Below are 26,435 nucleotides of genomic sequence, written 5' to 3'. Positions count from 1 at the left end.
CGAGGACGTCGGCCGGCACAACGCCGTCGACAAGGTGATCGGCTGGGCGGTCCTCGAAGACCGGCTGCCGCTGACCGGCACCGTGCTGCAGGTCTCGGGTCGCGCCAGCTTCGAGCTCGTGCAGAAGGCGATCATGGCCGGCATCCCCGCACTGTCCGCCGTCTCCGCGCCCTCCTCACTGGCCGTCGAGCTCGCCACGGCCTCCGGACTCACCCTCGTCGGGTTCTCGCGGGGCAGCTCGTTGAACGTCTACTCGAGACCCGACCGCATCGCCGTGTCGTAGTCCGGCCGGAGCGGAGGCCCCGAGTCAGTCGCCCCGCCGCGAGGTCGACGCGCGGACCACCAGCGTCGTCGACAGCTCGGTGCGCGCCGCAGGGTGAGGGTGGCGGCCGGCGCGCACGCGGACGATCACGTCGACCGCGGCGCTGCCCATCTGGGCGAGCGGCTGCCGAATCGTGGTGAGCGGCGGGTCGATCCAGGACGAGTGGGGAAGGTCGTCGAAGCCGATCACCGACATGTCGTCGGGGATGCGCAGGTCGGCCTCGCGGAGGGCGCGGATGGCGCCGAGGGCGCTGTCGTCGCTTGCGGCGAAAATGGCCGTCGGCCGGGAGCTGCGCGTGAGGAGGATACGCGTGGCGTCGTAGCCCTGATCGATGCCGTAGTGGGTGCGGATGATCAGGTCGTCGTCCACGGGAACGCCCGCCTGCTGCAGCGCCGCCTGGAATCCGGCGAGCCGGGCGATGCCGTTGTCCTGATCCAGAGGACCGGTGATCGTCGCGATGCGGCGGTGGCCCAGTTCGAGGAGATGCTGGGCGGCGTCGAACGCGCCCTGGAAGTTCGTCGCGGCGATCGAGAACGTCCCCTCGGGCATCCGGTGCAGCGGGTCGACGACGACCAGGGGGATGCCGGCTTCCGCCAGCTGCTGCCGCGCCTCGGGACTGGGTACCGCGACGACGCTCAACAGTCCGTCGGAGCCGCGTTCCAGCGCGTGCATCACCCACTCGTCGCAATCCTCGGGGTCGGGTTCGACGGCGAGGACGAGGTCCTTGCCGTGCGCCTTCGCCGCCTCGGCGGCGCCTCGGACGACGGCCTCCGACCACGCCTGGTCGAGGTTGACGACCCGCATGTCGAGGAATCCGGTCGCCATCCTCGGCCGCATCCGGATCTCGTAGCCGTGGCGCTCGAGGACCGCGGCGACGCGGTCTCGCGTGGCCCGCGACACGTCGGGCCGGGAATTGAGCACCTTCGACACCGTCGGGATGGACACTTTCGCCTCGGCCGCGATCTGCGCGAGTGGGACTGCCATTGTTCCTCCGGATCAACTTTCCGAAAATGCTAGCGCCAAACGCGAGCGATCGCCGACCTATCTTCGCGGCTCCCGCTGGACTTGCGCCGTCCTGTCGCCCTATAGTCTCACTCCGAGGCACGAAATTTCGAGCTATCGTATCGAAAACACACGAAGGAGTGAGCATGCAAGGGATGCGAGTCACGGCGATCACGGCGATGGCGCTGGGAGCGGCCCTGGTCCTGTCCGGATGCGGCCGCAGCGCGGACGGCGCCGCCGAGGGTTCGTCGGTCGCCCCTGCGGAAGAGGGCAAGGCCTCGGGCGCCGTGGAGATCTGGACGGCCGGCGGGCACGCCGACAATCTGGAGGAGCTCACCGCGGACTGGGTGGAGGCCAACCCGGACGTCAGCATCAAGATCACGGACGTGCCCTGGGACCAGGTGATCACGAAGGCGCAGACCGCGACGGCCGCCGGCAAGGGCCCGGACATCATCATGACCGGCTCCGACCAGACCGCGACCGTGATCGGAATGGGCGCGTTCGACGCCGTGCCGGACGGCGTCTACGACACCGACGACTTCTACCCGGCGGCCGTGGACTCGGTGACCGGCGAGACGGACCTGTACGCGATGCCGTGGTACGTCGAGACCCGCTTCCTCTTCTACCGCGCGGACATCGCGGCCGAGCTCGGCCTGTCGGCGCCCACGACGTGGGAGGAGACGCAGGCGATGTCGGCGGCCTTCGCATCGCGTCCTGGAGGAACCTTCGGCTTCAGCCTGCCCAAGCCCACCGAGCAGCCGGCGCAGGTCATCGTGCCATTCGAGGCGCAGGCCGGTGGTTCGATGACCGACGGCGACGCGTGGACGATCGACACCCCCGAGTTCGTCGAGGCCCTCGACTACTACGGCGGCTACTTCCAGCGCGGCGAGGCGCCGATGGGCGACACCGACGCGACATTCGAGAACGGCGGGACGCCGATGTTCATCTCAGGCCCCTGGATGCTCGACATCTACGAGGAGGAGATCGAGAAGGGCACCGCGCCCGAGGGCTTCACGATGGACTCCGTCGGCTACACCGTCTCGCCGACCGGCCCCGGCGGCAACAACGACCAGTACATCGGCGGCGGCAACCTCGGCGTGTTCTCGGCGTCCGACAACAAGTCGGCGGCGTGGTCCCTGCTGTCGTGGATGAGCGAGCAGGAGCAGCAGGAGGCCTGGTACGACCTGCAGGGCGAGCTTCCGGCCAACATCGCGGCCGGGGACTACGCGCCGATCCAGGACAACCCGGTGACCAAGACGCTGACGGAGCAGCTGCAGAACACGGTCGCCACGCCGAACTACCCGGCGTGGTCGCAGATCTCGGACCTCATCAGCAAGTACTCCGAGCAGGTCGCCCGCGGTGAGATCACGAGTGCCGATGCGGCGAAGGAGATCCAGACGCAGGCCGATGAGATCGGCTTCGGGTGGTGACAACCGTTCCGGCGCGGCCGGGGAAGGTCGCTTCCCTGGCCGCGCAGCGGCGGCGCTCCGCCGCGATCGCCTGGGTCTTCGTCGCGCCCTTCGTCCTGACGTTCGGGGTGTTCGGGCTCATCCCGCTCGTCAGCTCGCTGGCGATGGCGTTCACCGACCTGCGGGCGCGGGACATCCGCAACCCGTTCAACGTCAACTTCGTCGGGTTCGAGAACTTCGTCGCGGTGCTGACCGACCCGTCGTTCCAGCGCGCGCTGTTCAACACGCTGATGTTCGTCGTGATCGGCGTGCCGGCCACGCTGTTCATCGCCCTCGTGCTGGCGGTGATGCTCAACTCGGTGAGCCGCAAGGTCGCCACGTTCTTCCGCGTGGGCTATTACACGCCGGTGATCACGACGATCGTCGCCGTGGCCGTCGTGTGGCGCATCATGTACCAGGACACGGGCGCCATCAACGCGATCCTCGGCTGGTTCGGGATCACGGGGCCCAACTGGCTGAGCGATCCGAACACCGCGCTGCTGGCGATCACCATCATGGCGATCTGGCGCAACATCGGCGCTTCGATGGTGATCTTCCTCGCGGGTCTGCAGGGGATCCCCGCCGACGTCAACGAGGCCGCGTCGATCGATGGCGCGAACGCCGCGCAGAAGTTCTTCCGCATCACCATCCCGATGATGATGCCGACGATCCTGCTGAACACGATCCTGGTGACCACCGGCTACATGCAGTTCTTCGACGAGCCGTTCGTCATGACGGGCGGCGGCCCGCTGGAGTCGACCACCTCGATCGCGCTCCAGGTCTACAACCAGTTCAAATACGGCAACTACTCCGTCGGCGCCGCCGGGGCGTACGTGCTGTTCGCGCTCGTCGGCATCCTCGCGCTCATCCAGTTCCGCTTCTTCCGTCAGAGGACCTGACATGACGACAACCCCTCAGAGACCCGCCGAGGCCGAGGTCGAGACCGCGTCGACGCGGACACCGCGCAAGCCGATCCGGTGGGGCAACCTCGCTGTGCTGGTCGCTCTGTCGATCGGCCTCGCCGCCACAGTCCTGCCGTTCGTCTGGATGGTGCTCGGCGCCTTCAAGACGAGAGCCGAGATCATGGCGCGTCCGGTCACGTGGTGGCCGCAGCATCCGACTCTCGACAACTTCCGGGCGTGGCTGTTCGAGTTCGACATCCTCCGGCCGTTCTTCAACTCGGTGTTCCTCGCGGCCGTGACCGTCGCCACGACGCTGCTGTTCTCGTCGATGGTGGGGTGGGCCCTGGCGAAAATGAACTTCCGCGGCAAGAACGCGATCATCGTCGTCGTGCTGGCGACCCTGTTCGTTCCCGGCATCGTCACGCTGATCCCGCAGTTCGTCCTGGTGGCGAACCTCGGCATGGTCAACACTTACTGGGGGCTGATCCTGCCGGGGATGGTGGGCGCTTTCGGCGTGTTCCTGATGCGGCAGTTCATGCTCGAGATCCCGGACTCGCTCCTGGATGCGGCACGGATCGACGGCGCGGGGGAGTTCCGCACGTTCTTCCAGATCGTGCTGCCGCTGTGCAAGGCGCCACTGGCGACCCTCGCGATCTTCACGTTCATGGGGTCGTGGAACAGCTTCCTGTGGCCGCTGATCATCTCGCAGGACGACTCGATGTACACCCTCCCGGTGTCGCTCGCGCTCTTCTCGGCGGAGGCCGGCGGGCACGGCTCCGACTACGGACTGCAGATGGCGGGGTCGTTCCTCATCATCATCCCGGTGCTGATCCTGTTCATCGCGATGCAGCGCCACTTCATCCAGGGGATCGCCCTGACGGGGATCAAGTGACCCCGATCCCGACATCTCCACAAGAAAGGAATCAGCATTCATGAGCAGTGTCATCGCCGCACCCGAGGGGTTCATCTGGGGAGCGGCTACCGCCGGTCACCAGATCGAGGGCGGCAACGTCAACACCGGGCACTGGGAGAACGAGTACGCCCCGGGCAGTCAGATCCCGGAGCCCTCGGGTGACGCCTGCGATTCCTACCACCGCTACCCCGAGGACATCGCGCTGCTGGCGGACGCCGGGCTCACCGCTTACAGGTTCTCGCTGGAGTGGTCGCGCATCGAGCCCGAGCAGGGCGTGGTCTCGCGCGCGCAGCTCGCTCACTACCGCCGCATGATCGACACGTGCCGCGACCACGGCGTGCAGCCGATCGTGACGCTCCACCACTTCACCTTCCCGCGGTGGTGGGACCACTCGGGCGGCTGGTATGCCGACGAGAGCACGGACCGGTTCCGTCGCTTCACCGAGATCGCGGCGACGATCCTCGACGACGTGGACCTCGTCGTCACGATCAACGAGCCGAACATGATGGTCAACCAGACCGAGGCGCGCATCGACACCGAGAACGGCGTCAACTTCCCCGGTCCGTCGCCGTTCCTCGCCCAGGCCATCGCCGACGCGCACCACGCCTCGACCGAGGTGCTGCGCGGGGTCGGCGGCATCCGCTCGGGCTGGACGGTGGCGAACCAGGTGTTCCAGGCGGTGCCCGGATGGGAGAAGCAGCGCGACGAGTGGCAGTACTGGCGCGAGGACTTCTTCCTCGAGCAGTCGCGGAACGACGACTTCATCGGCGTGCAGTCGTACCTGCGGACGATCATCGGCCCGACGGACGACGAGCTCGGCTACGGTCCGCAGCCGTGGCCCGAGGGCACCGAGCGCACGCTCACCGGCTGGGAGTACTACCCCGAGGCGCTCGGGCACGCTCTGCGCCACACCCGCGAGGTCACCGGCGGCGTCCCGATGATCGTGACCGAGAACGGCATGGCGACGTCCGACGACGCCCGACGCATCGACTACACGACGGGCGCGCTGGCAGGCATGGCCGCGGCGATGGCCGACGGCTGCGACGTGCGCGGGTACCTGCACTGGTCGCTGCTCGACAACTACGAGTGGGGGTCGTTCCGGCCGACGTTCGGGCTGATCGCCGTGGACCGCGAGACGTTCGCCCGCACTCCGAAGCCGAGCCTCGCCTGGCTGGGGGGCTTGGCGCAGCGCAACGTGATCCCCGCCCCGGCTGGTGCGAAGCCGCGGTCTGCCTGAGCGGATCCGAGTGGGCTGAGGAGGACGGATGCTGCGGGCCGCAGCATCCGTCCTCCGTTCTTCGTCGAAATTCCCCCGGATCAGCCCTTCACCCGACCAGCGCTGCGGCGCGCCCGTGAACCCGGTCCAGAAACCCGCCGAAACTCGCGTAATAGATGCCCGAGGCCGGTGTCTCTTCACTGGGGGATACCGCCGGAGCCCCGGTCCGGCGACCCCGGCCGCGGGTCCCGAGCTTGCGGCTACCGGGGGCGCCGGCATTCTCGCGTCGGCCCCCCGGTCAATCCCCGCCTCAGGTGGGATCACGGAGGAGCTTGGGCACCGCGCTCGAGGGCGGCGTGCGGGGGCGAATCGGCGTCGAACAGGTGACACGGAGCGCCCGCGTTCCTACAGTTGAGTCACGAAGCCGAGGCTGTGGGAGCCCGGCGTCGAAGACGCACGCGGTGGAAGGGGATGTGCCGTGGTCCAGGACGCGCAATCGACCGAGGATCCTGCGCCTGCGCGGGCACACGCCGCTTCACCGGTGACCCGCGGCACGCTCGTGTGGTTCGGCCTCGGCTTCGTGCTGCTGTCGTTCTTCGCCGCTTTCCTCGGATCGTGGCTGGCGCGATCGGTCGACACCGCCCCGCCTGCTCCGACGCCGGAGCCATCGGCATCGACCACGGCGTCGCCGGACTACGAGGACGTGCTCGCCGAGATCCTGCCCGCCGGGTCGGCGGTGCGCGCGGGCTCCGGGGCGCCCGAAGAGGGCAAAGGCTACGAGGGCGACGTCTACATCGACATCCTCACCACCGACGTGTACCTCTTCCAGGACGGCGCGTGGACGGTCGTGGGCAACATCCGCGAGGCGGCGGCCACGAACCTCACCGGTGAGCAGGGGCCGGCGGGCGCGCAGGGCCCCCAAGGTGAGCAGGGCGAGCAGGGCGCTCAGGGCCCGAGCGGTGCGCCGGGTGCGCCGGGAACGCAGGTGCTGCTCGGCACGTCCGCGCCCGACGACGACACGTGCAGCGCCGACGGCGACGTGTTCATCGACACGGCGGCGGTCCAGTTCTACGAGTGCAGCGACGGCGCGTGGGTGCTGTTCGGGCCCACAGGCGGGCCGGAGCCGACGCCCGACGCCTCCGAGTAGTCGCGGGGGTGCGTCAGCGGCGCGTGGACGCCGTCACGGTGAACTTGGCGTTGCGCGCGATCTGCCGGGTGGGGCCGACCGTGCGCTCGAGCGCAGGGCGATAGCGCAGTCCCGAGTTCCATACCGTCCAGAGCTCCCCGCCCGGCCGCAGCACGCGGGCTGCCTCCGCGAACATCCGAGGCGCCAGGCCCTCGTGAACCGCCGAGCCCGAGTGGAACGGCGGGTTCAGTGCGATGAAGCTCGCACCCGCATCCGGCTGAGCGCCCAGCATGTCGTCGCGGACCACCTGGACCCGGTCGGCGACGCCGTTCGCGTCGGCGGTCGCGCGTGCGGAAGCGACGGCGGCTGCGGACTGGTCGCACGCGAGGAGGCGCAGAGACGGATGCCGCAGCGCGAGCGCCGTCGCGATGACACCCGTCCCGCACGCGAAGTCGATCGCCGTGTCATCGGCGAGCGGGGGCAGATGGTCGAGCAGGAGCCTCGTCCCGATGTCGATCGACGCCCCCGCGAACGCCCCGCCGTAGGCGCAGACGACGATCCCGTCGCGGGTCGCCCGCGTCGGCACCGGGTCCCGACCGTCGTGCGGCTCGCGCGCGACGAGCGCCCGGGATTTCTGGCGAGCGTGCGTGACGTCGAGCCGGGCGAAGTGCGCGTGGAGCACTTCGTTCATGGCGAGCGTCATGTGCTTCACGCGACCGCCGGCGAACACGACGACATCGGCTGCCGCGTGCGCGGCGATGAGGCCCGCGATGTCGCGCAGCGCGTCGAGCGATCGCGGCAGCCGCAGCAGCACGATGCGTGCGCCGCGCACCAGCTCGGGCGACAGCGGCAACGACACGAACGTGTCGCCGAGTCCGAAACGCTCGGCGTTGGCGGCGAGTGCCCGTTCGCCGGTGAGCGGGTCCTGGTGGACACGGATGCCGCGACCGCCGTCCGCGGCAGCGCCCAGCGTCAGCGCCCCGTAGCCGTCGCCGATCACCACGAGCCCGCGATCTCCCGCCGTCGACCGTGCGGCGGCGGATTCGTCGAGGAGCAGCCGGTCCGCAGCATCCGTCGCCACGAGATCGGGAGCCTCGACGTCGGGCCACCGGCGCAGGCCGTCGAGCGAGAATGTCACCGTCCCACGGTAGCCGGGCGAGCGGCATCCGGTTCGGGACCCTGGACGAATGCGTGCCGTCCCGCGACAGCGGGACTAGCATTCAACGGTGCCAGACCGTGCGTTCAGTCCCGTCATCTCGCTGCTGACCGTGGCAGCCGTCTGGGATGCGCACCTCGGCGCGCAGCTGCGCGACCTCGGCCTCACGACCCGCAAGTACGGCTTGCTCGCGCACATCGAGGCGACGCCCGGCATATCGTTCAGCGAGCTTGCGCGGCGCTCGCAGATCACCGTGCAGTCGGCGCACACCGCGGTGCAGACCCTCGTCGCCGACGGGCTCGTCGCGGATGCCACGAAGCATGCGGGCGCCGCCTCCGATCTGCGCGTCACGGCGCGGGGCAGCGAGGTGCTGCAGGCGGCCGAGCAGCGGCTTGCGGCCCTCGACGCGGGACTCGCTGCGGGGGCGCCGGCGCTGGCCACCGCCCTCGAGGGCCTCCACGAGCAGCCCTTCGGGCTCGCTCCGGAGTAGCGGGGTCTGCGCGACCAGCAAGCCTTCAGAAAGCCTGAAGCTCTTTCAGTTAGGCTGAAGGTGTGTTCCGTAATCCCCACACCCTGTTCCGCGCACTCGCGATCCTCGAGGCGATCTCGTGGACGCTCCTCATCGCAGGCCTGGTCCTCCGCGCCAGCGCCGACTGGGCGCTCGGCGTCACGATCGGCGGCGGCATCCACGGCTTCATCTTCCTGTCGTACGGCGCGACCGTGATCCTGGTCGCCCTGAACAACCGCTGGCGCGTCGGCCCCACGGCGCTCGCGCTCGTGAGCGCCGTCATCCCGTACGCCACGATCCCCGCCGAGCTGTGGCTCCAGCGCAGCGGTCGCCTCGCCGGCGCGTGGCGGCTCGAGGCCACCGATGATCCGCGCGACGGCACCTGGTACGACCGGCTGATGCGCTGGTTCCTGCGCCGGCCGTGGGTGCTCGGCGGGCTGATCGCTCTCGCCGTCGTGCTCCTTTTCGTCGTGCTGCTCATCCTCGGTCCCCCTGGCGGGCGGGACTGACGGCGTCCGCTCTCGGCCGCCCCGCTCTCGGGAGCGGGGCGGCCGATCGGTGTCGGCGTCGTCGGGCGGGGGGTGCCGCGATCAGCGCCGGGCGGGCAGCTGCTGCAGCGTCCAGGTGTTGCCGTCGGGGTCGTCGAACTGCACGAACCGGCCCCAGTCCTGCTCGTCGACGCCGCGCCCCTCGACGCCGTGGGCGCGCAGGTGCGCGAGGGCCTCGTCGGCGTCGGGCACCACGACCTGGATGGTGTTCTGCTGCCCGGGTGCGAGGGTGTTGCCCAGCCCCGTGCCGAAGGCGATGGAGCAGGCGGAGCCGGGCGGCGTCATCTGCACGAAACGGAGTCCCTCGACAGGCGTCTGGTCGTGGTCGGCGTGGAAGCCGATCCGTTCATAGAACTCCTTCGCGCGGTCGACGTCGGAGACGGGTACGTGGATGAGCTCGATCTTCCAGTCCATGGTTCTCCCTCTTCTTCGATGTGGATCCCCCGGCGCTCACGCTACGCCGGGGGTGGGACAGCCATCGAGACGGATCCGACGCGCCGGGGAATACCTGTGGCCCGAAGAGGTTGAACTTGACAATGCCCGTGTCAAGTTCAAAACTTGACGCCGGTTCACTCAAGTTTCAGGAGAGACGGAATGCCCGAAGACTTCACCCCTCAGGCCGGCGACGACGCGAGCTCGTTCGACGAGTTCCTGGCGCGCTACCTCGCGGGCGAGCGCGCGCGTGCCGAGCGCTCGATCGACCTGAGCCGCTACCTCGGCGCCCGCACCCAGGAGCTGCTGCAGCGCGCCGGCAAGTACGCGCTCGAGCGCGGTCAGCACGAGCTCGACGCCCTGCACGTCCTGCGCATCCTCGTCGCCGAGGCCCCGGCGCGTGACGCCGTCCAGCGCATCGGCGCGGACGCCGACGCGATCGCGCGCGCCACGGAGGAGCGCCTCCCGGCCGCCACGGCTGCCGCCGATGTCGACGGGGCGGTCGTGACCTCGTCCGTGCAGCGGGCGCTGTTCCACGCGTTCCAGGTGGCGCGTTCGTCGGGATCGACCTACGTCGATCCCGAGCACCTCTTCTTCGCGCTCGTCCTCGCGCAGGACACGCCGGCCGGCCAGGTGCTGGCGCGCGCCGGTGTGACCGCCGAGGCGCTGATGCAGGGTGCCCGCGAGACCGTGACGCCGGGGGAGAGCACACAGCCCGACGCCCGGCCGGAGGGCGCGGCATCCGACACGCCCATGCTCGACACGTATGGCACCGACCTGACCGCGCGCGCGGTGGCCGGCGGCCTCGACCCGGTGATCGGGCGCACCGACGAGATCGAGCAGACGATCGAGATCCTCAGCCGCCGCACCAAGAACAACCCGGTGCTGGTCGGTGAGGCCGGCGTCGGCAAGACCGCGATCGTCGAAGGCCTCGCCCAGGCGATCGTCGACGGTTCCGTGCCCGAGCAGCTGCTCGGCAAGCGCGTGATCGCGCTCGACCTGCCGGCGATGCTCGCGGGCACCCGCTACCGCGGCGACTTCGAGGAGCGCCTCACCAAGACGATGGACGAGATCGCCGCGCACAAGGGCGAGCTGATCGTCTTCATCGACGAGGTGCACACCGTGGTCGGCGCCGGCGGCGCCGGTGACGGCGGCATGGACGCCGGCAACATCCTGAAGCCCCGCCTCGCCCGCGGCGAGCTGCACCTCGTGGGGGCGACCACCCTCAAGGAGTACCGCGTCATCGAGAAGGACCCGGCGCTCGAGCGCCGCTTCCAGCCGGTGCGCGTCGGCGAGCCTTCCATCGAGGACGCCGTGCTCATCCTGCGCGGCCTCAAGCCCGCGTACGAGGAGCACCACGGCATCGTCTACACCGACGAAGCCCTGCGCGCCGCCGTCGAGCTCAGCGACCGCTACCTCAGCGATCGTGTGCTGCCGGACAAGGCGATCGACCTCATCGACCAGGCCGGCGCACGTCTGCGTCTGCGGCTGGGCTCCAAGGTCGACGTGAGCGGACTCATCGAGCGTCTCGCGACCCTCGAGGCCGACAAGAACGCCGCCGTGTCGGCGGAGCACTACGAGGAGGCCTCGCAGATCCGCGACCAGATCGCCGAGGTGCAGCACCGCCTCGAGCGGGCCACCGCCGCCGGCGCCGCCGCGCGGACCGAGGCCATCGTGGATGAGCCGGAGATCGCAGCGGTGATCAGCCGCGCCACCGGCATCCCGGCGAACCGCCTGACCGAGACCGAGCGCGAGCGCCTCGCCTCCCTCGAGGACGAGCTGCACGACCGCGTCATCGGACAGGACGACGCCGTGACCGCGGTCGCCAAGGCCGTGCGGCGCAACCGCACCGGCATGGGCGACGCTCGTCGTCCGGTGGGGTCGTTCCTCTTCCTCGGCCCGACCGGCGTCGGAAAGACCGAGCTGGCGAAGGCCCTTGCTGCGTCGCTGTTCGACGACGAGGGCGCGGTCATCCGCTTCGACATGAGCGAGTTCGGCGAGCGGCACACCGTGTCGCGCCTGGTCGGCGCCCCTCCGGGATACGTCGGCTACGACGAGGCCGGGCAGCTCACCGAGCGCGTGCGGCGCAACCCGTACTCGATCGTCTTGTTCGACGAGATCGAGAAGGCGCACCCCGACGTGTTCAACCTGCTGCTGCAGGTGCTCGACGACGGTCGCCTCACCGACGGTCAGGGCCGGACGGTCGACTTCCGCAACACCGTCGTCGTGATGACCTCGAACCTCGGCTCGGAGTTCCTCGCGTCGCGCGGCGGGGCGATCGGATTCCTCGCCGATGGGGGAGGCGCCACCGGCTTCGGCTCGGAGAAAGACCTGCGCGACCGTGTGTTCGCCAAGCTCCGCGAGGCGATGCGCCCCGAGTTCCTCAACCGCATCGACGAGATCGTGCTGTTCCGCAAGCTCGAGAAGCCGCAGCTGGAGAGCATCGTGCGACTCCTGCTGGGTGCGTCCGACGCACGGCTCGGCAAGCGAGAGGTGTCGCTGGTCGTGACGGACGCCGCGGTGCAATGGCTCGCCGACAACGGGTACGAGCCCGAGTACGGCGCCCGGCCGCTGCGCCGCCTGATCCAGCGCGAGGTGGATGACCGCATCGCCGACCTGTTCGTCACGGGTGCGCTCGTCGACGGCGGGACGGTGACGGTGGATGCTGCAGCCGACGCGCTGTCGGTGGTGGCGGGTTCGCCCCTCGCGGTGGCCGCCTGACGCATGACCCTCGAGAGCGCCGGGCCCGCGGGGCCCGGCGCTCTCGTGCGCGTCAGGGGTGCAGCATCCGTTTCAGGGTCCGCGCGTTGTGCACCGCGTGGGCCTCGCCGTCGTTGTTGAAATAGGCGTACACCTCATGGCCCGCGCCCTCCCACTCGCGGATGCGGTCCGCCCACCACGCCAGGTCGTCGTCGGAGTACGAGCCGCCGTAGAGGTGCTCGGGGTCCGGACCGTGCAGGCGCACGTACACGAGCTGGGCCGTCGCGCGCAGAATGCAGGGCAGGCGGGCGCCGCTCATGACGCAGTACGCGGCGCCGTGGCGCTCGAGCATCGAGAAGACGGCGTCGTCGGTCCAGGACGGATGCCGGAACTCGACGACCGGCCGGGTCCAGGAGGGCAGTGCGGCGAGGAAGTACTCGAGGCGGGCGTCGTCGCGCTCCATCCTCGGGTGGAGCTGAATGAGCAGCGGCCCGCGCCGCCCGCGCAGCTCATGGAGGCCACGGGTGACCCGGGAGATCCAGGCCTCCGGCTCGAGGAGCCGCCGTGCATGCGTCAGCCCTCGCGGCGCCTTGACCGTCATCTCGAAACCGTCGGGCAGGCGCTGTCGCCACCCGGCGAAACGCGCATCGGGGGGCCACCGATAGAAGCTGCCGTTGAGCTCGACGGTGTCGAACTCCGCAACATACTGATCGAGCCACGTGCGCTGCTCGCCGACGTACACCGCGCCGCGCCAGTGCGGATACACCCAGCCCGACGTCCCGATCCGTGCCATGGACCCAGCCTCGGCGCGCGGCCCTCTCATGGCCACGGGGTTGCGCCGAGGCGATGCCCTCATTAGCCCGTGGCGGCGTGCGTGTGTCGGCCGGCGCTGACAGAGTGGGTGCATGACCCGCATCGGCGCGATCTTCAACCCGTACACCCACAGCCCCGACGAGTTCCGCGACGCGGTGCTCGCCGCCGAATCGGAGGGACTGCCCGAGCTGTGGATCTGGGAGGACTGCTTCCGGCAGTCCGCCTTCGCGACCGTGGGTGCGGCGCTCGCGTGGACCGAGGCGCTGCGCATCGGCATCGGCATCGCGCCCATGCCGCTGCGCAATGTGGCCGTGACCGCGATGGAGATCGCCACGGTCGAAAGACAGTTCCCCGGCCGGCTGCTGCCGGGAGTCGGCCACGGTGTGCTCGACTGGATGGGGCAGGTCGGCGCGCGGGTCGCCTCGCCGCTGACCCTGATGCGAGAGTACGTCCCGGCCCTGCGCGGCCTGCTCGCCGGCGAGCACGTCACCGCCGAGGGGCGCTACGTCACCCTCCGCGGGGTGCGCCTGGACTACCCGCCGGCGACACCGCCGCTCGTCTACGCGGCGGCCGAGGGACCGAAGACCCTCCGCCTCACCGGAGAGGTCGCCGACGGCACGGTGCTCGACAGCGGCCACACGGCGGGCGAGTACGCCGTCGCGACGACCGCCATTCGTGAGGCCCGGGGCGCCGCCGGCCGCGGCGACGGCCACGACGTCGTCGCGTATGTCGTCACGGCGTTCGGCGCGGATGCCGAGGCCCGCGCGGTCGCGGATGTCGGCGACAAGCCCGCACCGGAGGAGCGCGCGCTGTGGGGCGACCCCGCGGAGGTCGCCGCCGGCGCGCGGCGCTTCTTCGACGCGGGCGTCGACGACGTGGTGCTGCTGCCTTCGTCACGCGGCGACATCGCCGAGTTCTACCGGGCCGCGGCCGAGGTCTCGCGGCTCGTCGGGACGAGCGTCGCATGACGGCGGCGCTCTCCATCGGGATCGCCGCGGCTGCGGGGGCAGAGCTCGCCGCGCGCGTGGCGGCCGCCGCAGAGGCTGCGGGATTGCGCGCCCTGTGGGTCAACGACACCCCGGGTCACGACGCGCTGGCGGTGCTCAGCGGCGCCGCCGGCGAAACGGACCAGCTTGTGCTCGCCACCGGGGTGCTGCCGATCGACCGGCGCACGCCCGACGACATCATCGGCGGTGCCGCAGGGCTCCCCGCCGATCGACTCGTGCTCGGAATCGGTTCGGGACAGATTCGCTCCGGGGCGGTCGACAGGGTGACGGATGCCGCCACCGCCCTCCGCTTGCGCACGGAAGCTCGCGTGATCGTCGGCGCGCTGGGCCCGAAGATGAGGCGTGCGGGGGCCACGGCCTCGGACGGACTCCTGCTCAGCTGGCTCACGCCCGAGATCGCCGCCGACCAGGCTCAGCACGCCCACGAACTCGCGAGCACGGCGCATGTCGCGCTGTACGTACGGACGGCGGCCGACCCGGCCGCGGTCGCGCTGCTCGACGAGGAGGCGCGGCGTTACGCCGGGTACCCCGCCTACGCGGCGAATTTCGCGCGTCTGGGCATCGAGGCAGCCGACACGGTCATCCGGCCCGCAGCGCTGCGTGACCGCATCGCCGCCTACCGCGCCGCCGCCGACGAGGTGGTCCTGCGGGCCATCACCGCCTCGGGGAGCGTCGATGAACACCTCCGCTTCATCGACGCCGTCGCCGAGGCCGTCGCGTGACGGCTGCGCGACCGGTCGCGGTCGTCGCCGGTGCCTCGGGCTTCGTCGGCGAGGCGCTGGTGCGTGCGTTCACCGAAGACGGGTATGAGGTGCGCACCATCGGCCGGTCGGACGCCGATGCGACGTGGGACCACGGCGGCGGCATCCGTGCCCTCGTCGAGGGCGCCGCGGTGCTCGTGAACCTCGCCGGCAAGTCGGTGAACTGCCGTTACACCGACGCGAATCGCGACGAGATCCTGCGATCGCGGGTCGAGACCACGAGGAGCCTGCGTGAGGCGGTGACGGAAGCCGCGACTCCGCCCCCGGTGTGGCTCAATGCGAGCACAGCCACGATCTACCGTTACGCGATGGAACGGCCGCAGACGGAGACCGACGGCGAACTCGGCGAAGGCTTCTCCGTCGATGTGGCGCGCAACTGGGAGGACGAGTTCTTCGCGGGCGACCTGCCGGCGACGCGTCGGGTCGCGCTCAGGATGGCCATCGTCATCGGCGACGGCCCCGCAACGCGCACGCTGCTGCGGCTCGCGCGACTCGGTCTCGGCGGCCCCCAGTACGACGGGTGGTGGTGGGCGCACCGCCGGTACCGCGGGATCGGTGCGCACCCCACGGGGAATGGGCGGCCGTCGTGGCATCGCTCGCGCGGGCGTCAGCGATTCAGCTGGATCCACCTCGACGATGTCGTCGGCGCGGTGCGTTTCGTCCGTGACCGCCACGAGATCTCCGGGCCCGTGAATCTTGCCGCACCCCACGCGAGCGACAACCGCACACTGATGGCGACGCTGCGACGCGTCGTCGGGCAGCCGATCGGACTTCCCGCCTACCGCTTCATGCTCGAGCCGGCGATGGCGGTGCTGCGCACCGAACCGGAGCTCGTGCTCAAGAGCCGGTGGGTCTCGCCACACGTGCTGCTGTCGTCGGGCTACGACTTCGCCCACACCGATCTCGAATCCGCGCTGCGCACCGTCGCGCACTGACGTCGGACCCGGCGCATCCCGCGTCGCCGGGTCGTCGCGGACCCCTGGTCAACCCCGCGACGTGTGTCCGGGGCCGGTGCCAGAATGCCGGTGTGCTGCTGAACGAGCTGGTGACCGCGACGGGCGAGGTGGCGGCGACGTCGTCGAGATTGGCAAAGGTATCGGTCCTGGCAGCATTGCTGCGCGACCTCGAGCCCGACGAGATCGCTCCCGCCATCGGATTCCTCACCGCCACCCCGCGACAGGGTCGACTCGGCGTGGGCTGGCGGAGTCTGATGGGACTGGAGGTCACCCACGCGGACGAACCGACGCTGACCGTGCTCGACGTCGACGCATCGCTCAGCCGCCTGGCCGCGGCCGACGGCGCGGGCTCCGTGCTCGCGCGACGTGCCGAGCTCGACGCGCTGGCAGCGGCCGCCACCGCAGAGGAGTGGGATTTCCTCGCGCGGGTCATGATCGGCGAACTGCGCACGGGCGCCCTCGAGGGCGTGCTCCTCGATGCGATCGCGAAGGGCTCCGAGCGCGAGGCGCCGGTCGTGCGGCGAGCCGCGATGCTCTCGGGCGACCTCGGTGCGACGGCACGCATCGCGCTCACCGGCAGTGCCGAGGCGCTCTCCGAGGTCGGGCTCGAAGTGGGGCGCGGCGTGCTGCCGATGCTCGCCGCGACGGCGGGTTCGACGAGGGAGGCGCTCGAGACGCTCGGGGCCGCGGCATCCGTCGAGTACAAGCTCGATGGTGCGCGCATTCAGGTGCATCGCGACGGCGACGACGTGCGCGTGTTCACACGCAGCCTCGCCGACATCACGCATCGCGTGCCGGAGCTGGTCGAGGCGGTGCGCGCGCTTCCGGCTGAGCGGGTGATCCTCGACGGCGAGACGCTGTCGCTCGATGAGGACGGCGGCCCCCGGCCGTTCCAGGACACCATGTCCCGGTTCGGGTCGATGGGCGACGATGCCGCGGCGACAGTGCTGCGGCCGTGGTTCTTCGACATCCTCCATCTCGACGGACGCGACCTGATCGACGAACCTCTCTCCACGCGCCTCGAGCTACTCGACCGGGCTGTGGGCGATGCCCGTATGCCCGGAGTCATCACCGACGACCCCGCGCGGGCCGAGGAGTTCTCGCGCCGGGCGCTCGCCGCGGGCCATGAGGGCGTGATGGTCAAGGCGCTCGACGCGCCGTACGCGGCGGGCAGACGCGGCAAGAGCTGGCTCAAGGTCAAGCCCGTGCTGACCTACGACCTCGTCGTGCTCGCCGTGGAATGGGGATCGGGCCGCCGTACGGGTCAGCTGTCGAACCTGCACCTGGGCGCGCGCGATCCCGAGGGCGCGTTCGGCGAGCCAGGAGGCTTCGTGATGGTGGGCAAGACGTTCAAGGGCCTCACCGACGCGACGCTCCGGTGGCAGACCGAACACTTCCCGACCATCGAGACGCACCGATCGGCGTACGCCGTGCACGTGCGCCCTGAGACGGTGGTCGAGATCGCGATCGACGGCGTGCAGCGTTCATCCCGGTACCCCGGCGGCGTCGCCCTGCGCTTTGCCCGTGTGAAGGGGTATCGCCCCGACAAGCGCGCCGGCGAGGCCGACACGATCGAATCGCTGCGGGCTCTGCTCAGGAGTTGATCCTCGGGCCTCTCACCGTCATCTCGTGGCCGCGTAGCGGTGCTCCGGGCGTCCGGTCGACCCGTATCGCAGGCGCACCTCGACCTGTCCTCGCGACGCCAGCGCGGCGAGATGGCGTTGCGCCGTAGCGCGCGAGATCCCGACCCGCTCGGCGACTTCCGCGGCCGAGGCCTCGCCATCGCCGAGGCCCTCGAGGATCACCTGCTCCGTCGCTGTGCGCGACACCGAGGTCGCGTCCGCCGAACCGTGCAGGATCGTCAGTGCGCGGTCGATCTGCTCCTGCTCGAGGGGGCGGTCGGTCCCGAGGAGGTTGCGCATGCGCGCGTACCGGTCGAGGCGCTCGGCGAGCACGCGCGCTTCGAAGGGCTTCGTCAGATACGCCAGCGCGCCGGCACGCAGCGCACGGCGCACGGTCGCAGCATCCGTCGCCGCCGACAGCACGAACGCATCCACGTCGACCGCGGCGACGAACTCGACGCCGTCGCCATCGGGAAGGAACGCGTCGACGAGCAGCAGATCGGGGGAGTGCGCGCGCAGGGCAAGCCGCGCCGCGCCGAGCGAATGCACCGGATCCAGCGCGGTGAACCCCGCGCGGGACGCGACGACGTCGCGGTGCAGGCCTGCTACGCGGAAGTCGTCGTCCACGACCAGCACGCGAAGGGGCTGGGTCATGCCTTCTCCTTTCGAGGGTGGGCGGTGTCGCGCCGCAGCGCTCCGGGCAGCCGAGCACCGAACACCGCGCCGGCGCCGTCGCCACCGGCGTCGATCAGCCAGACGTCGCCGCCATGCCGGCGCGCGAGGTCTCGTGAGAGCGGCAGACCGAAGCCGTGCCCGTGCACCCGATCGCTGCGGTCCGGGTCGTCTTCCCGAGAGCCGGCGCGCGCGAACGGGTCGCTCCCCATGGGACGGATACCGCCGCCAGAGTCGGCGACGGTGACCACGAGCTCGTCGCCGTCGCCGAGCAGCGCGAGCTCGACCCAGCGGGGCTCGGCTCCGGCGACCGCGGCGGTGACCGCGTTGCCGACGAGGTTGCCGAGGATCGCGGCGACATCCTCCGCAAGCGCGACCTCGCTCAGCAGCAAGGTGTCGTCGGAGATGCGCAGCGTCACGCCCCGCTCCCGCGCGGCCGCCCCCGTCGCGCCGAGCAGCGACTGGAGGAACGCGTCGGGCACGCGCTCGAGCCCCGCGACGGCGAAGTCGACCGCACCGCGCTCGGCGAGATCGCCGAGGAAGGCTCGTGCCTCGTCGACGCGCTCCGCGTCGATCAGCCCGGAGGCGACGTGGAGGCGGTTCGCGAACTCATGCCGCTGCACGCGCAGGGCCTCGGTCATGGCGCGCACCGTCTCGAGCCGCCCGGCGAGTGCTTCGACGTCGGTGCGATCTCGCACCACCAGGATCTCCCCGAGCGCCCGGGCGTTGCGGCGCACCGGACGGGTGTCTAGGTACAGCACCCGGTCGCCGACGACCGCCTCCACCGCGGTGGCCCCTTCTCGTACGGCTCGCACGACGTCCTGCGGCAACGGCAGTTCGTCGAACCGGCGCCCGACCGGATCGTCGAGCCGCAGCATCCGTGCGGCCGCCCCGTTGCAGACGCGCACGACACCGTCGGGATCCAGAGCGACCACCCCGTCACCCACGCCCTCGAGCACCGCGGCCTGATTCTGCACGAGCGCCACGAGCTCCTCGGGCTGGAGGCCGAGCGTCAGTCGCTCGAACCGCCGTCGCAGGAGCAGGGTCGCGAACGTCGCCAGCGCCACCCCGCCGAGCGCGGCGACGGCGATCGTCGTGAGGAGCGCGGGGAGGTCGTCGAACACGCTCGCGCGCTCGAATCCGACGCTGACCTCGCCGACCGGCTGGCCGGCGTCCTCGGGATAGATCGGCACCTTCGCGCGGGCGGACTCGCCCAGCGTGCCGACCTCCCAGTCGACCACCTCGTTGCCCTCGAGCACCTCGGCGAAGGGCGTCGAGACCACCTGCCCGAGAAGATCCTCGTTCGGGTGAGCGAGGCGGATGCCGTGATCATCGGTGATGACGACGAACAGCGCGTCCGTACGGCTGGCGACGTCACTGGCGATCTGCTGCAGGACCCCGTCGCGCAGGTGCGCGGCATCCGGAGTTCCCGGGTCCGCTGAGAACTCGGCGACTTCGGACTTCACGTCGTGGTCCTCGGCGACGGTGCGGGCGATGTTGAGAGCGGCGGCCTCCGACTCGGCGCGCAGCTGACGCACGCTGAGCCAGCCGAAGACGAGCGCGCACACGGCGACCACGGCGGTGACGGTCGCCAGCTGCACCAGCAGGAGACGTGTCGCGAATCGCATGCCACCTCCTGGGACCGACGCGCATGAGCAGAATGCGCAGAACACACGGTACGCGCACAACGTGAGGGAATGCGACTTACCGCGCGATCGGAGAGCGCTCGCGCCTAACCTCTCTCGAACGCACCGAGACCGGTGCGCGAAACCTGACGCACCCCACGACGAAGGAGTCGACATGAACGCGGCAGCACCGTTCCTCCTCCCGGCCGCCCAGGCCGACGAAGGCTACGCGACGGCCTTCGTCCCGCCCGAGTGGGTGCTCGTCGCCCTCGGATTCACGATGGTCCTCGTCTTCATGGCGCTCATCATGACGCGGCGGCTCACGCCGATGGTGGCGCTGATCATCGTGCCCACGGTGTTCGGTCTGTTCGCCGGCGCGGGACTCGGCCTCGGCGACATGATCATCGACGCGATCGCCAGCATGGCCCCGACGGCCGCGCTGCTCATGTTCGCGATCATGTACTTCGGCATCATGATCGACGTCGGCCTGTTCGACCCGCTCATCCGCGCGATCACGCGCCTGCTGGGCGACGACCCGGCGAAGGTCGTGCTCGGAACGGCGATCCTCGCCGGCGCGGTGTCGCTCGACGGCGACGGGTCGACGACCTTCATCATCACGACTTCTGCGATGCTGCCGATCTACCTTCGCCTGGGCATGAGCCCTGTCGTGCTCACCTGCGTCGCCGGTCTCATGAACGGCACGCTCAACATCGTGCCGTGGGGTGGTCCGACCGTTCGTGCGGCGACGGCGCTCGGGCTGCAGCCTACGGACATCTTCGTTCCCATGCTGCCGTCCCTCGCGGCGGGCCTTGTGATCGCGTTGACGTTCGCCTGGTTCCTCGGCCTTTCGGAGCGCAAGCGCATCGGGAGCGTCGACACCTCGCGCCTGGGCGACGGGGCCTCCTTCGCCGGACCTCGGATCTTCCGCGGGTCCGACACCAAGCCGGGCGCCCGTGCCACGCTGCGCACCGGCAACATCGTGACGCTCGCCGGCGGCCATCGGGGAGTCCCCGCCGCCACCGCGGTCGTCGACCGCGAAGACACGGCGATGGCCGACACCATGCTCGACCCGAACCGTGAGACCCTGCGGCCGAAGCTGATCTGGTTCAACCTGGCTCTCACGCTGGCGGTGATGGTGCTGCTGGTGCTCGACGTCTTCCCGCTCGCCTACGTGTTCATGGTCGGCGCCGCGATCGCGCTGGTCGTCAACTTCCCGAAGCTCAAGGGCCAGGCCGACGAGATCGTCGCACACGCCCCGAGCATCGTCGGCGTCGTGTCGATGGTCCTCGCGGCCGGGGTCCTCGTCGGCGTGCTGAACGGCACCGGCATGGTCGACGCCATGGCGACGTGGATCACCACTGTGATCCCCGCCTCGCTGGGGCCGTTCCTCGCCGTGATCACCGGCATCCTGTCGATCCCGTTCACGTTCTTCATGTCGAACGATGCCTTCTACTACGGCATCCTCCCGGTGCTCGCACAGAGCGCCGAGCATTTCGGCATCGCCCCCGTCGAGATGGCCCGCGCCTCGATCACCGGCCAGCCGGTGCACCTGCAGAGCCCGCTGGTTCCGGCGATCCTGCTGCTGGTCTCGCTCGCGAGCGTGAACCTCGGGGACCACCACAAGAAGGTGCTGTGGCGCGCCACGATCGTGTCGCTCGCGATGCTGGCGGTCGGTGTGATGGTCGGCGCCATCCCGCTCATGGCGTGACCCTGAACCCGACGCTCACCGCGAGACTCCACCCGAGCGCCGAGACTGCAGCAGATCCCCGCAGTCTCGGCGCTCCCCTGAAGTCTCGCGGTCTGGTCGGGGGAGGCGGAACGTAGGCTTTCGTCATGACCAAGGGACCCGCGCCAGACGCTTCGTACGAGAACCGCAGCTTCGGGGCGCCGGGCGCGGAGCGCACCGTCGTGCTGCTGCGCGCGGGGGTTTCGGCGCTCTCTGATCCGCGACCGGACGTCACCGCGCGGCGCGACGCGAGGATCGTCGCGGTGGGGCTCACGGTCGACGACATCGACGATCCCGCTGCGTACCGCGGCGCGACCCCGGCGGAGGCGACCGCCAACGTCATCGCGCGGTTCATCGCGGAGGAGGCGCACGGTCGGCCGGTCGGCCTCGTCGGGGTCGGCGAGGCCGGCGAGCTCGCCATCATGATCGCGGCGCATCTCGGAGGCGGTGTCGATCGGCTCGCGCTCGTCGCCGTTCCGCGACCGGAGTCCGAGCTCGGGGCGAGCGAGGTCGCCGGGCTCCTCGACCGCATCGCCGCCAAGACTCTCCTCATGAACGGTCAGGCCGATCCGACGGCGGCGTCCGGCGCGGCGCGGTGGTTCAAGGATCACCTCTCGTCGGCCCGCGTGGAGATGGTCCCGAAGGGCGACGACCCCGAGTCCCGGCTCATCCTGGCGGACGTCTGGGAGCGGGTGCTGTCCCACGTCGCCCCTGGCACGAAGCGATGAACCGCATCGTCGTGCTCACCGGAGCGGGCATCTCGGCGGAGAGCGGGGTGCCCACCTTCCGCGGCGCCGACGGTCTCTGGGAGGGACACGACATCGAAGATGTCGCGACGCCGGAGGGATTCGAGCGCGACCCCGACCTGGTACAGGCGTTCTACGACGCCCGGCGCCGGGCGGTGGCATCCGTGCTTCCCAATGCCGCGCACCGCGCGCTCGCCCGGCTCGAAGGCGCGATCGGCGACGACCTGCTGGTCGTCACGCAGAACGTCGACGACCTGCACGAGCGCGCCGGCAGCCGCAACCTGGTGCACATGCACGGCGAGCTGCGGCGCGCCCTCTGCCTCGCGTGCGGTTCCCGGCCCGACTGGGACGCCGACCTGATCGACCGTCCCGCCTGCCGGGAGTGCGGAGAGCGGATGCTGCGCCCCGACGTCGTCTGGTTCGGCGAGATGCCGTACGAGCTCGACCGCATCGAGCAGGCGGTCGTCGCGTGCGACGTGTTCGTCTCGATCGGCACGTCGGGGGAGGTGTACCCCGCCGCGGGGTACGTCGCGCTGGCGGCGGCGTTCGGCGCACGCACCGTCGAGCTGAACCTCGAGGCGAGCGATCCGGCCGTCCCGTTCGACGACGCGCGCGTTGGCCCTGCGACCGTGCTCGTGCCGGAATGGGTGGAGGAGACGATAACGCTCCGTTCGCGGCGGAGGTGACGGACGAAGGCGCCGGGCGGATGCTTCCGCCCGGCGCCTTCGCACTGCTCGAGGTCGCTAGACCCTGGCTCCGCCGGACCGCAGACGCGAGAGCGCGTCCACCGTCGCGGCGAGGATCAGCACGCCGCCGGTCACCAGGAGGTTGATGCCGGCCGGCAGGTTCAGCAAGCCGAGGCCGTTGGTGATGGTGGCGATCACGATCGCACCGATCGCGGCGTGCATCAGACGTCCCTTGCCGCCGAACAGGCTGACGCCGCCGACGACGGCCGCTGCGACGCCCGACAGCACGATGTCGCGACCCACCGTCGCATCGACGGAGCCGACACGAGCCACGCTCAGCAGCGCCGAGAAGACGGCGAGGCTGGAGCAGATCACGAACGCCCACCACTTGATCCAGCGAACCTTGACGCCCGAACGCCGGGCGGCTTCGGCATTGCCGCCGATCGCGTAGATGTAACGGCCGAACTTGGTGCGGTCGAGCAGGAACGTGCCCAGCCAGAGGATGACGAGCACCACGGGCACGACGACCGGCACGCCCGCGACCTCGATCACGGATTGCCCGCGGTTCTGGTTGAGGACGTACACCACGACGCCGCCGATGACGGCGATGGCGGCGAGCTTGAACCACACCAGCGACAGGGCGCGGTTGGGAACGCCGGCGCGGGCGCGACGGGCGCGGTCCCAGAACGACGTGCCGGCCGAGATGGCGATCATGATCGCGAGCATGACCCAGCCGCCCCACACGGGGAGGTTCCCATTCTGCAGGAAGAGCAGCTCGGGCACCTCGAGGCGGAACAGGCCACCGGGTCCGATGATGACGAGGGCGAGTCCCTGGAAGCCGAGGAACAGGCCGAGTGTCACGACGAACGACGGAATGCCGACCCTGGCGACGAAGAAACCTATCAGCGCGCCGGTGAGGAACCCGAACCCGAAGCCGATCAGGAGGGCGAGGGGCCAGGGGACCCCCTGCGCTGCGAGCACGACGAAGAGCGCCATCCCCACACCGCCGGTGACACCGGCCGACAGGTCGATCTCGCCGAGCAGCAGCACGAACACGAGGGCCATGCCCAGCACGACCAGGGTGGCCGCCTGATTGAGCAGGTTCGCGAAGTTGCGCTCCGTGAGGAAGAACGGGCTCAGGATCGAGAACAGCACGAAGAGCACCACGAGCCCGCCGATGGCGGGCAGCGCCCCCATGTCGCCGCCTCGCACGCGCTGCCACCATGCCCTCAGCTGGTCGCCGACGCCGCCTTCGACGCCGCTGCCGATGAGGTCGCTGGCGAGCGGGTCGGGTGCGGCTTCGGTCCGCGTGACGTTGCTGCTCATCACAGGTCCCCTTCCGTGAGGATCGTGGAGGTGTCGACGATCGTCACGCCCTTCGGCGTCTTGGTGCCGGTGATGTAGCCGACGACGTCGTCGCGGGTGGTCTCGGTGGTCGGGATCTGGGCGACCATCTGGCCGAGGTAGAGCACGGCGATGTCGTCGGCCACCTCGAACACGTCGGCGAGGTTGTGGCTGATGAGGATGACTGCGACGCCCTGCTCCGACAGGCGCTTGACGAGGTTCAGCACCTGCTCGGTCTGCGCGACGCCGAGGGCGGCGGTGGGCTCGTCGAGGATCACGACGCGTGCTTTCTTCAGCACGGCGCGGGCGATCGCGACGGTCTGACGCTGGCCGCCGGAGAGGCTCGACACCTTCTGGCGAACGGACTTGACCGTCCGCACCGAGAGCGAGCGCAGGGTGTCGGATGCCTCCTTCTCCATGCGACCCTCGTCGAACGTGCCGTGCGACAGTTCCTCGCGACCGAGGAACATGTTCTGCACGATGTCGAGGTTGTCGCACAGGGCGAGGTCCTGGTAGACGACCTCGATGCCGAGGCTTGAGGCGTCGCGGGGAGCGTGCAGGTCACGGTGCGTTCCGTCGATGAGCACCTCGCCCTCGTCGTACGGCTGAACGCCGGCGAGGCCCTTGATGAGCGTGGACTTGCCGGCGCCGTTGTCGCCCACCAGGGCGGTGACCTTGCCGGGGTGGACCTCGAGGTCGACGCCCTTCAGGACGCTGACCGGGCCGAAGGACTTCTTGACGCCGACCAGTTTGATGATCGGCTCGGTGGCGGTGAGTGTGTCTGACATGCTCGCTTCCTTGCGATGTCGGTGTGGTGCGCGCGAGGGCGCCGCGCCTCGATGACGCGACGCCCTCGCGGCTTGAACCGAACGTTACTCCGTGACTCCGAACTCGGTGCACTTCGCCTCGACGTCCGGCGTGCAGACGTCGTCGTAGCTCGCGTAGCCGCCGGCGGCGACCACGTCCTTGACCTCGTTCGGGCCGACCACCGTCGGCGTGACCTGGATGTACGGCGTGCCGTCCTCGAGCTCGGCGTCCGCCTCCGGCGTCTCACCGTTCAGCAGGGCGACGGCCGTCTCGATCGCGGCGTCCGCCTCGAGGTTGACCTGCTTCCACACCGTGCCGGTCTGCCACCCGAGGAGGATGTTCTGCAGGCCCGCGACGTTCGCGTCCTGGCCCGACACGGCCACGCCGGTCAGGTTGTTGTCCTGCAGGACCTTGATCACGCCCGCGGCGTTGGTGTCGTTGGCCGCCCAGACGCCGTCGACCTGGCCGTTCAGGCTGGTGAGCGCCTGCTCGAAGTTGGTCTGCGACTTCGCCTGGTCCCAGACCCCCGGAGGCTCGGCGGCCGGAGTGATGCCCGCGGCCTCCATGACCTCGACGGCGCCGTCGTGGAACATCTTCGCGTTGCCGTCGGTCGGGTCTCCGCCCATGTAGACGACGACCGCGTCAGCCGGAGCGACGCCCTTCGCCTCGAGGCCGTCCAGGACGAGCTGCCCCTGAAGCCGGCCGACCTCTTCGTTGTCGAACGAGACGTAGTAGTCCGAGCCCTCGAAGGGACGGTCATAGGCGATCACCGGGATCCCCTCGGCCTTTGCCTTCTCGGCGACCGAGACGGCGGCTCCGTTGAGGTCCACGAGCAGCATGACGCCGCAGCCCTTGGTGAGCTGCTGATCCGCGAGGGTCGCGTACTTGTCCTTGTCGCCCTGCGCGTTCTGGATGTCCGCCTCGAATCCGGCGGCCTCCAGTCCCTCCTGCAGGAACTGGCGGTCGAGGTTCTCCCAGCGCGGCGAGGACGCCGCGTCCGGAAGGATCACGCACGCGCGGCCGGCCGCGTCGCCGCCGCCCTCCGTGGCGCCGCCGTCGCCGGTGCCGCCGCCGGCACAGCCGGCCAGCATCACCGCGGCCGCGCCCGTGAGGGCAGCCACGGCGAGGATCGAAGACTTCTTCATCATTCGCCTTTCGTCGTTGAAGCGAGCGAGTCCCAGGATCATCCCTGGTTTTCATCGCGCTGATGAGATCATCGACGACGCTGATTCTTATCGTCAAGTCTTGAACGTAACGCTTTGGCAACGCCGAGGGCGGCGCGTGACGGATGCTCTCATCCGGCGAAGGCAGAGAGCGCTTACCGTGCACAGTGCCCGTGTGCGGGGGTGAAAGGCGACAATTCGCCAAGCGAAGACCGGGTGCCGTCCTGGACGCCG

At 70.2% G+C, this 26,435-nt stretch carries 25 protein-coding genes; 16 read left to right on the top strand and 9 right to left on the bottom strand.

The genetic code is table 11. The features are described from left to right. The coding region (locus tag JNB61_RS14255; protein ID WP_220340045.1) for a formate dehydrogenase accessory sulfurtransferase FdhD at positions 1 to 283 on the top strand (283 nt) is incomplete at its 5' end. A 24-nt stretch (positions 284 to 307) separates the two neighbouring features. On the opposite strand, the gene JNB61_RS14250 is transcribed toward JNB61_RS14255, so the two are convergent. Continuing rightward, a complete protein-coding gene (locus JNB61_RS14250; protein ID WP_220340044.1) occupies positions 308 to 1,306 on the bottom strand; it encodes a LacI family DNA-binding transcriptional regulator in 999 nt (332 codons plus the stop codon). 164 nt (positions 1,307 to 1,470) lie between these two features. Here JNB61_RS14250 and JNB61_RS14245 point away from each other — a divergent pair, with 164 nt between their 5' ends. From JNB61_RS14245 to JNB61_RS14225, 5 genes are all read left to right on the top strand, one after another. After that, a complete protein-coding gene (locus JNB61_RS14245; RefSeq protein WP_220340043.1) occupies positions 1,471 to 2,754 on the top strand; it encodes an extracellular solute-binding protein in 1,284 nt (427 codons plus the stop codon). Continuing rightward, positions 2,751 to 3,671 carry a carbohydrate ABC transporter permease gene (locus JNB61_RS14240; RefSeq protein WP_308291271.1) on the top strand — a complete coding sequence of 307 codons (921 nt, stop codon included), beginning with the start codon at positions 2,751 to 2,753 and terminating at the stop codon, positions 3,669 to 3,671. Before JNB61_RS14245 ends, JNB61_RS14240 begins: the two co-directional genes overlap by 4 nt. Position 3,672: 1 nt before the next feature. Further along, on the top strand, positions 3,673 to 4,566 hold the full coding sequence (locus JNB61_RS14235; protein ID WP_220340041.1) for a carbohydrate ABC transporter permease: 894 nt from the start codon (positions 3,673 to 3,675) through the stop codon (positions 4,564 to 4,566). 40 nt (positions 4,567 to 4,606) lie between these two features. Next, positions 4,607 to 5,824, top strand: a complete 1,218-nt coding sequence (locus tag JNB61_RS14230; RefSeq protein WP_220340040.1) for a glycoside hydrolase family 1 protein — start codon at positions 4,607 to 4,609, stop codon at positions 5,822 to 5,824. Between the two features lie 520 nt (positions 5,825 to 6,344). Then, positions 6,345 to 6,950 (top strand): collagen-like protein, encoded by a 606-nt coding sequence (locus JNB61_RS14225; protein WP_220340039.1) that lies wholly within the window; start codon positions 6,345 to 6,347, stop codon positions 6,948 to 6,950. Between the two features lie 13 nt (positions 6,951 to 6,963). Here JNB61_RS14225 and JNB61_RS14220 read toward each other — a convergent pair whose 3' ends face one another. Further along, positions 6,964 to 8,067 carry a class I SAM-dependent methyltransferase gene (locus JNB61_RS14220; protein ID WP_220340038.1) on the bottom strand — a complete coding sequence of 368 codons (1,104 nt, stop codon included), beginning with the start codon at positions 8,065 to 8,067 and terminating at the stop codon, positions 6,964 to 6,966. Positions 8,068 to 8,155: 88 nt separating this feature from the next. Between JNB61_RS14220 and JNB61_RS14215 the strand changes: the two genes are divergently transcribed. Next, the gene (locus JNB61_RS14215) at positions 8,156 to 8,575 is read left to right on the top strand and encodes a MarR family winged helix-turn-helix transcriptional regulator (protein ID WP_220290058.1); all 420 of its coding nucleotides are present in this window, start codon (positions 8,156 to 8,158) and stop codon (positions 8,573 to 8,575) included. Positions 8,576 to 8,637: 62 nt separating this feature from the next. Continuing rightward, positions 8,638 to 9,102, top strand: coding sequence for a DUF3817 domain-containing protein (locus JNB61_RS14210; protein WP_220290056.1), 465 nt, complete (start codon positions 8,638 to 8,640; stop codon positions 9,100 to 9,102). Positions 9,103 to 9,183: 81 nt separating this feature from the next. On the opposite strand, the gene JNB61_RS14205 is transcribed toward JNB61_RS14210, so the two are convergent. Next, positions 9,184 to 9,555 (bottom strand): GNAT family N-acetyltransferase, encoded by a 372-nt coding sequence (locus JNB61_RS14205; protein WP_220290054.1) that lies wholly within the window; start codon positions 9,553 to 9,555, stop codon positions 9,184 to 9,186. Positions 9,556 to 9,735: 180 nt separating this feature from the next. Between JNB61_RS14205 and JNB61_RS14200 the strand changes: the two genes are divergently transcribed. Then, the gene (locus JNB61_RS14200; RefSeq protein WP_220340037.1) at positions 9,736 to 12,294 is read left to right on the top strand and encodes an ATP-dependent Clp protease ATP-binding subunit; all 2,559 of its coding nucleotides are present in this window, start codon (positions 9,736 to 9,738) and stop codon (positions 12,292 to 12,294) included. Positions 12,295 to 12,346: 52 nt separating this feature from the next. Here JNB61_RS14200 and JNB61_RS14195 read toward each other — a convergent pair whose 3' ends face one another. After that, positions 12,347 to 13,066 (bottom strand): DUF72 domain-containing protein, encoded by a 720-nt coding sequence (locus tag JNB61_RS14195; RefSeq protein ID WP_220340036.1) that lies wholly within the window; start codon positions 13,064 to 13,066, stop codon positions 12,347 to 12,349. 112 nt (positions 13,067 to 13,178) lie between these two features. Here JNB61_RS14195 and JNB61_RS14190 point away from each other — a divergent pair, with 112 nt between their 5' ends. The 4 genes from JNB61_RS14190 to JNB61_RS14175 all read left to right on the top strand — a co-directional run bounded on the left by JNB61_RS14190 (position 13,179) and on the right by JNB61_RS14175 (position 17,414). Continuing rightward, the gene (locus JNB61_RS14190) at positions 13,179 to 14,054 is read left to right on the top strand and encodes an LLM class flavin-dependent oxidoreductase (RefSeq protein ID WP_220340035.1); all 876 of its coding nucleotides are present in this window, start codon (positions 13,179 to 13,181) and stop codon (positions 14,052 to 14,054) included. Beyond that, positions 14,051 to 14,815 carry an LLM class flavin-dependent oxidoreductase gene (locus JNB61_RS14185; protein WP_220340034.1) on the top strand — a complete coding sequence of 255 codons (765 nt, stop codon included), beginning with the start codon at positions 14,051 to 14,053 and terminating at the stop codon, positions 14,813 to 14,815. Before JNB61_RS14190 ends, JNB61_RS14185 begins: the two co-directional genes overlap by 4 nt. Next, positions 14,812 to 15,789: an epimerase gene (locus JNB61_RS14180; protein WP_220340033.1), complete on the top strand. Its 978-nt coding sequence runs from the start codon at positions 14,812 to 14,814 to the stop codon at positions 15,787 to 15,789. The genes JNB61_RS14185 and JNB61_RS14180 overlap by 4 nt, the downstream gene beginning before the upstream one ends. A gap of 92 nt (positions 15,790 to 15,881) precedes the next feature. Beyond that, complete coding sequence (locus JNB61_RS14175) at positions 15,882 to 17,414, top strand: ATP-dependent DNA ligase (protein ID WP_220290036.1); 1,533 nt, start codon at positions 15,882 to 15,884, stop codon at positions 17,412 to 17,414. 18 nt (positions 17,415 to 17,432) lie between these two features. On the opposite strand, the gene JNB61_RS14170 is transcribed toward JNB61_RS14175, so the two are convergent. Then, complete coding sequence (locus tag JNB61_RS14170; protein ID WP_220290034.1) at positions 17,433 to 18,086, bottom strand: response regulator; 654 nt, start codon at positions 18,084 to 18,086, stop codon at positions 17,433 to 17,435. Further along, positions 18,083 to 19,732 carry a sensor histidine kinase gene (locus JNB61_RS14165; RefSeq protein WP_220290032.1) on the bottom strand — a complete coding sequence of 550 codons (1,650 nt, stop codon included), beginning with the start codon at positions 19,730 to 19,732 and terminating at the stop codon, positions 18,083 to 18,085. Before JNB61_RS14165 ends, JNB61_RS14170 begins: the two co-directional genes overlap by 4 nt. A gap of 172 nt (positions 19,733 to 19,904) precedes the next feature. On the opposite strand from JNB61_RS14165, the gene JNB61_RS14160 reads away from it, so the two are divergent. The 3 genes from JNB61_RS14160 (at position 19,905) to JNB61_RS14150 (ending at position 22,887) form a co-directional block, all read left to right on the top strand. Further along, positions 19,905 to 21,437, top strand: a complete 1,533-nt coding sequence (locus tag JNB61_RS14160) for a CitMHS family transporter (RefSeq protein ID WP_220340032.1) — start codon at positions 19,905 to 19,907, stop codon at positions 21,435 to 21,437. Between the two features lie 125 nt (positions 21,438 to 21,562). Beyond that, positions 21,563 to 22,183 carry a hypothetical protein gene (locus JNB61_RS14155; RefSeq protein WP_220340031.1) on the top strand — a complete coding sequence of 207 codons (621 nt, stop codon included), beginning with the start codon at positions 21,563 to 21,565 and terminating at the stop codon, positions 22,181 to 22,183. After that, on the top strand, positions 22,180 to 22,887 hold the full coding sequence (locus JNB61_RS14150; RefSeq protein WP_220340030.1) for an NAD-dependent deacylase: 708 nt from the start codon (positions 22,180 to 22,182) through the stop codon (positions 22,885 to 22,887). The genes JNB61_RS14155 and JNB61_RS14150 overlap by 4 nt, the downstream gene beginning before the upstream one ends. Before the next feature lie 57 nt (positions 22,888 to 22,944). On the opposite strand, the gene JNB61_RS14145 is transcribed toward JNB61_RS14150, so the two are convergent. The 3 genes from JNB61_RS14145 to JNB61_RS14135 form a co-directional block, all read right to left on the bottom strand. Further along, positions 22,945 to 24,213: a sugar ABC transporter permease gene (locus JNB61_RS14145; protein WP_159843113.1), complete on the bottom strand. Its 1,269-nt coding sequence runs from the start codon at positions 24,211 to 24,213 to the stop codon at positions 22,945 to 22,947. Next, entirely contained in the window at positions 24,213 to 25,019 is an 807-nt protein-coding gene (locus JNB61_RS14140; RefSeq protein WP_220340029.1) for an ATP-binding cassette domain-containing protein, read from the bottom strand. The genes JNB61_RS14145 and JNB61_RS14140 overlap by 1 nt, the downstream gene beginning before the upstream one ends. An 84-nt stretch (positions 25,020 to 25,103) precedes the next feature. After that, positions 25,104 to 26,186: a sugar ABC transporter substrate-binding protein gene (locus JNB61_RS14135; protein WP_223214840.1), complete on the bottom strand. Its 1,083-nt coding sequence runs from the start codon at positions 26,184 to 26,186 to the stop codon at positions 25,104 to 25,106. Positions 26,187 to 26,435: the final 249 nt, after the last annotated feature.

Origin of the sequence: Microbacterium ureisolvens (assembly GCF_019511645.1) — a bacterium.
GTDB lineage: Bacteria > Actinomycetota > Actinomycetes > Actinomycetales > Microbacteriaceae > Microbacterium > Microbacterium ureisolvens_A.
Note: the sequence above shows the minus strand (reverse complement) of the source record. Positions and strands in the feature narration are given on the sequence as shown.

Excerpts from the sequence above, each read along its gene's own strand:
- JNB61_RS14165 (WP_220290032.1), bottom strand. The coding sequence starts at position 19,732 with ATGCGATTCGCGACACGTCTCCTGCTGGTGCAGCTGGCGACCGTCACC.
- JNB61_RS14200 (WP_220340037.1), top strand. The coding sequence starts at position 9,736 with ATGCCCGAAGACTTCACCCCTCAGGCCGGCGACGACGCGAGCTCGTTC.
- JNB61_RS14205 (WP_220290054.1), bottom strand. The coding sequence starts at position 9,555 with ATGGACTGGAAGATCGAGCTCATCCACGTACCCGTCTCCGACGTCGAC.
- JNB61_RS14185 (WP_220340034.1), top strand. The coding sequence starts at position 14,051 with ATGACGGCGGCGCTCTCCATCGGGATCGCCGCGGCTGCGGGGGCAGAG.
- JNB61_RS14170 (WP_220290034.1), bottom strand. The coding sequence starts at position 18,086 with ATGACCCAGCCCCTTCGCGTGCTGGTCGTGGACGACGACTTCCGCGTA.
- JNB61_RS14195 (WP_220340036.1), bottom strand. The coding sequence starts at position 13,066 with ATGGCACGGATCGGGACGTCGGGCTGGGTGTATCCGCACTGGCGCGGC.
- JNB61_RS14245 (WP_220340043.1), top strand. The coding sequence starts at position 1,471 with ATGCAAGGGATGCGAGTCACGGCGATCACGGCGATGGCGCTGGGAGCG.
- JNB61_RS14150 (WP_220340030.1), top strand. The coding sequence starts at position 22,180 with ATGAACCGCATCGTCGTGCTCACCGGAGCGGGCATCTCGGCGGAGAGC.
- JNB61_RS14190 (WP_220340035.1), top strand. The coding sequence starts at position 13,179 with ATGACCCGCATCGGCGCGATCTTCAACCCGTACACCCACAGCCCCGAC.
- JNB61_RS14160 (WP_220340032.1), top strand. The coding sequence starts at position 19,905 with ATGAACGCGGCAGCACCGTTCCTCCTCCCGGCCGCCCAGGCCGACGAA.
- JNB61_RS14145 (WP_159843113.1), bottom strand. The coding sequence starts at position 24,213 with ATGAGCAGCAACGTCACGCGGACCGAAGCCGCACCCGACCCGCTCGCC.
- JNB61_RS14235 (WP_220340041.1), top strand. The coding sequence starts at position 3,673 with ATGACGACAACCCCTCAGAGACCCGCCGAGGCCGAGGTCGAGACCGCG.
- JNB61_RS14135 (WP_223214840.1), bottom strand. The coding sequence starts at position 26,186 with ATGATGAAGAAGTCTTCGATCCTCGCCGTGGCTGCCCTCACGGGCGCG.
- JNB61_RS14250 (WP_220340044.1), bottom strand. The coding sequence starts at position 1,306 with ATGGCAGTCCCACTCGCGCAGATCGCGGCCGAGGCGAAAGTGTCCATC.
- JNB61_RS14155 (WP_220340031.1), top strand. The coding sequence starts at position 21,563 with ATGACCAAGGGACCCGCGCCAGACGCTTCGTACGAGAACCGCAGCTTC.
- JNB61_RS14140 (WP_220340029.1), bottom strand. The coding sequence starts at position 25,019 with ATGTCAGACACACTCACCGCCACCGAGCCGATCATCAAACTGGTCGGC.
- JNB61_RS14230 (WP_220340040.1), top strand. The coding sequence starts at position 4,607 with ATGAGCAGTGTCATCGCCGCACCCGAGGGGTTCATCTGGGGAGCGGCT.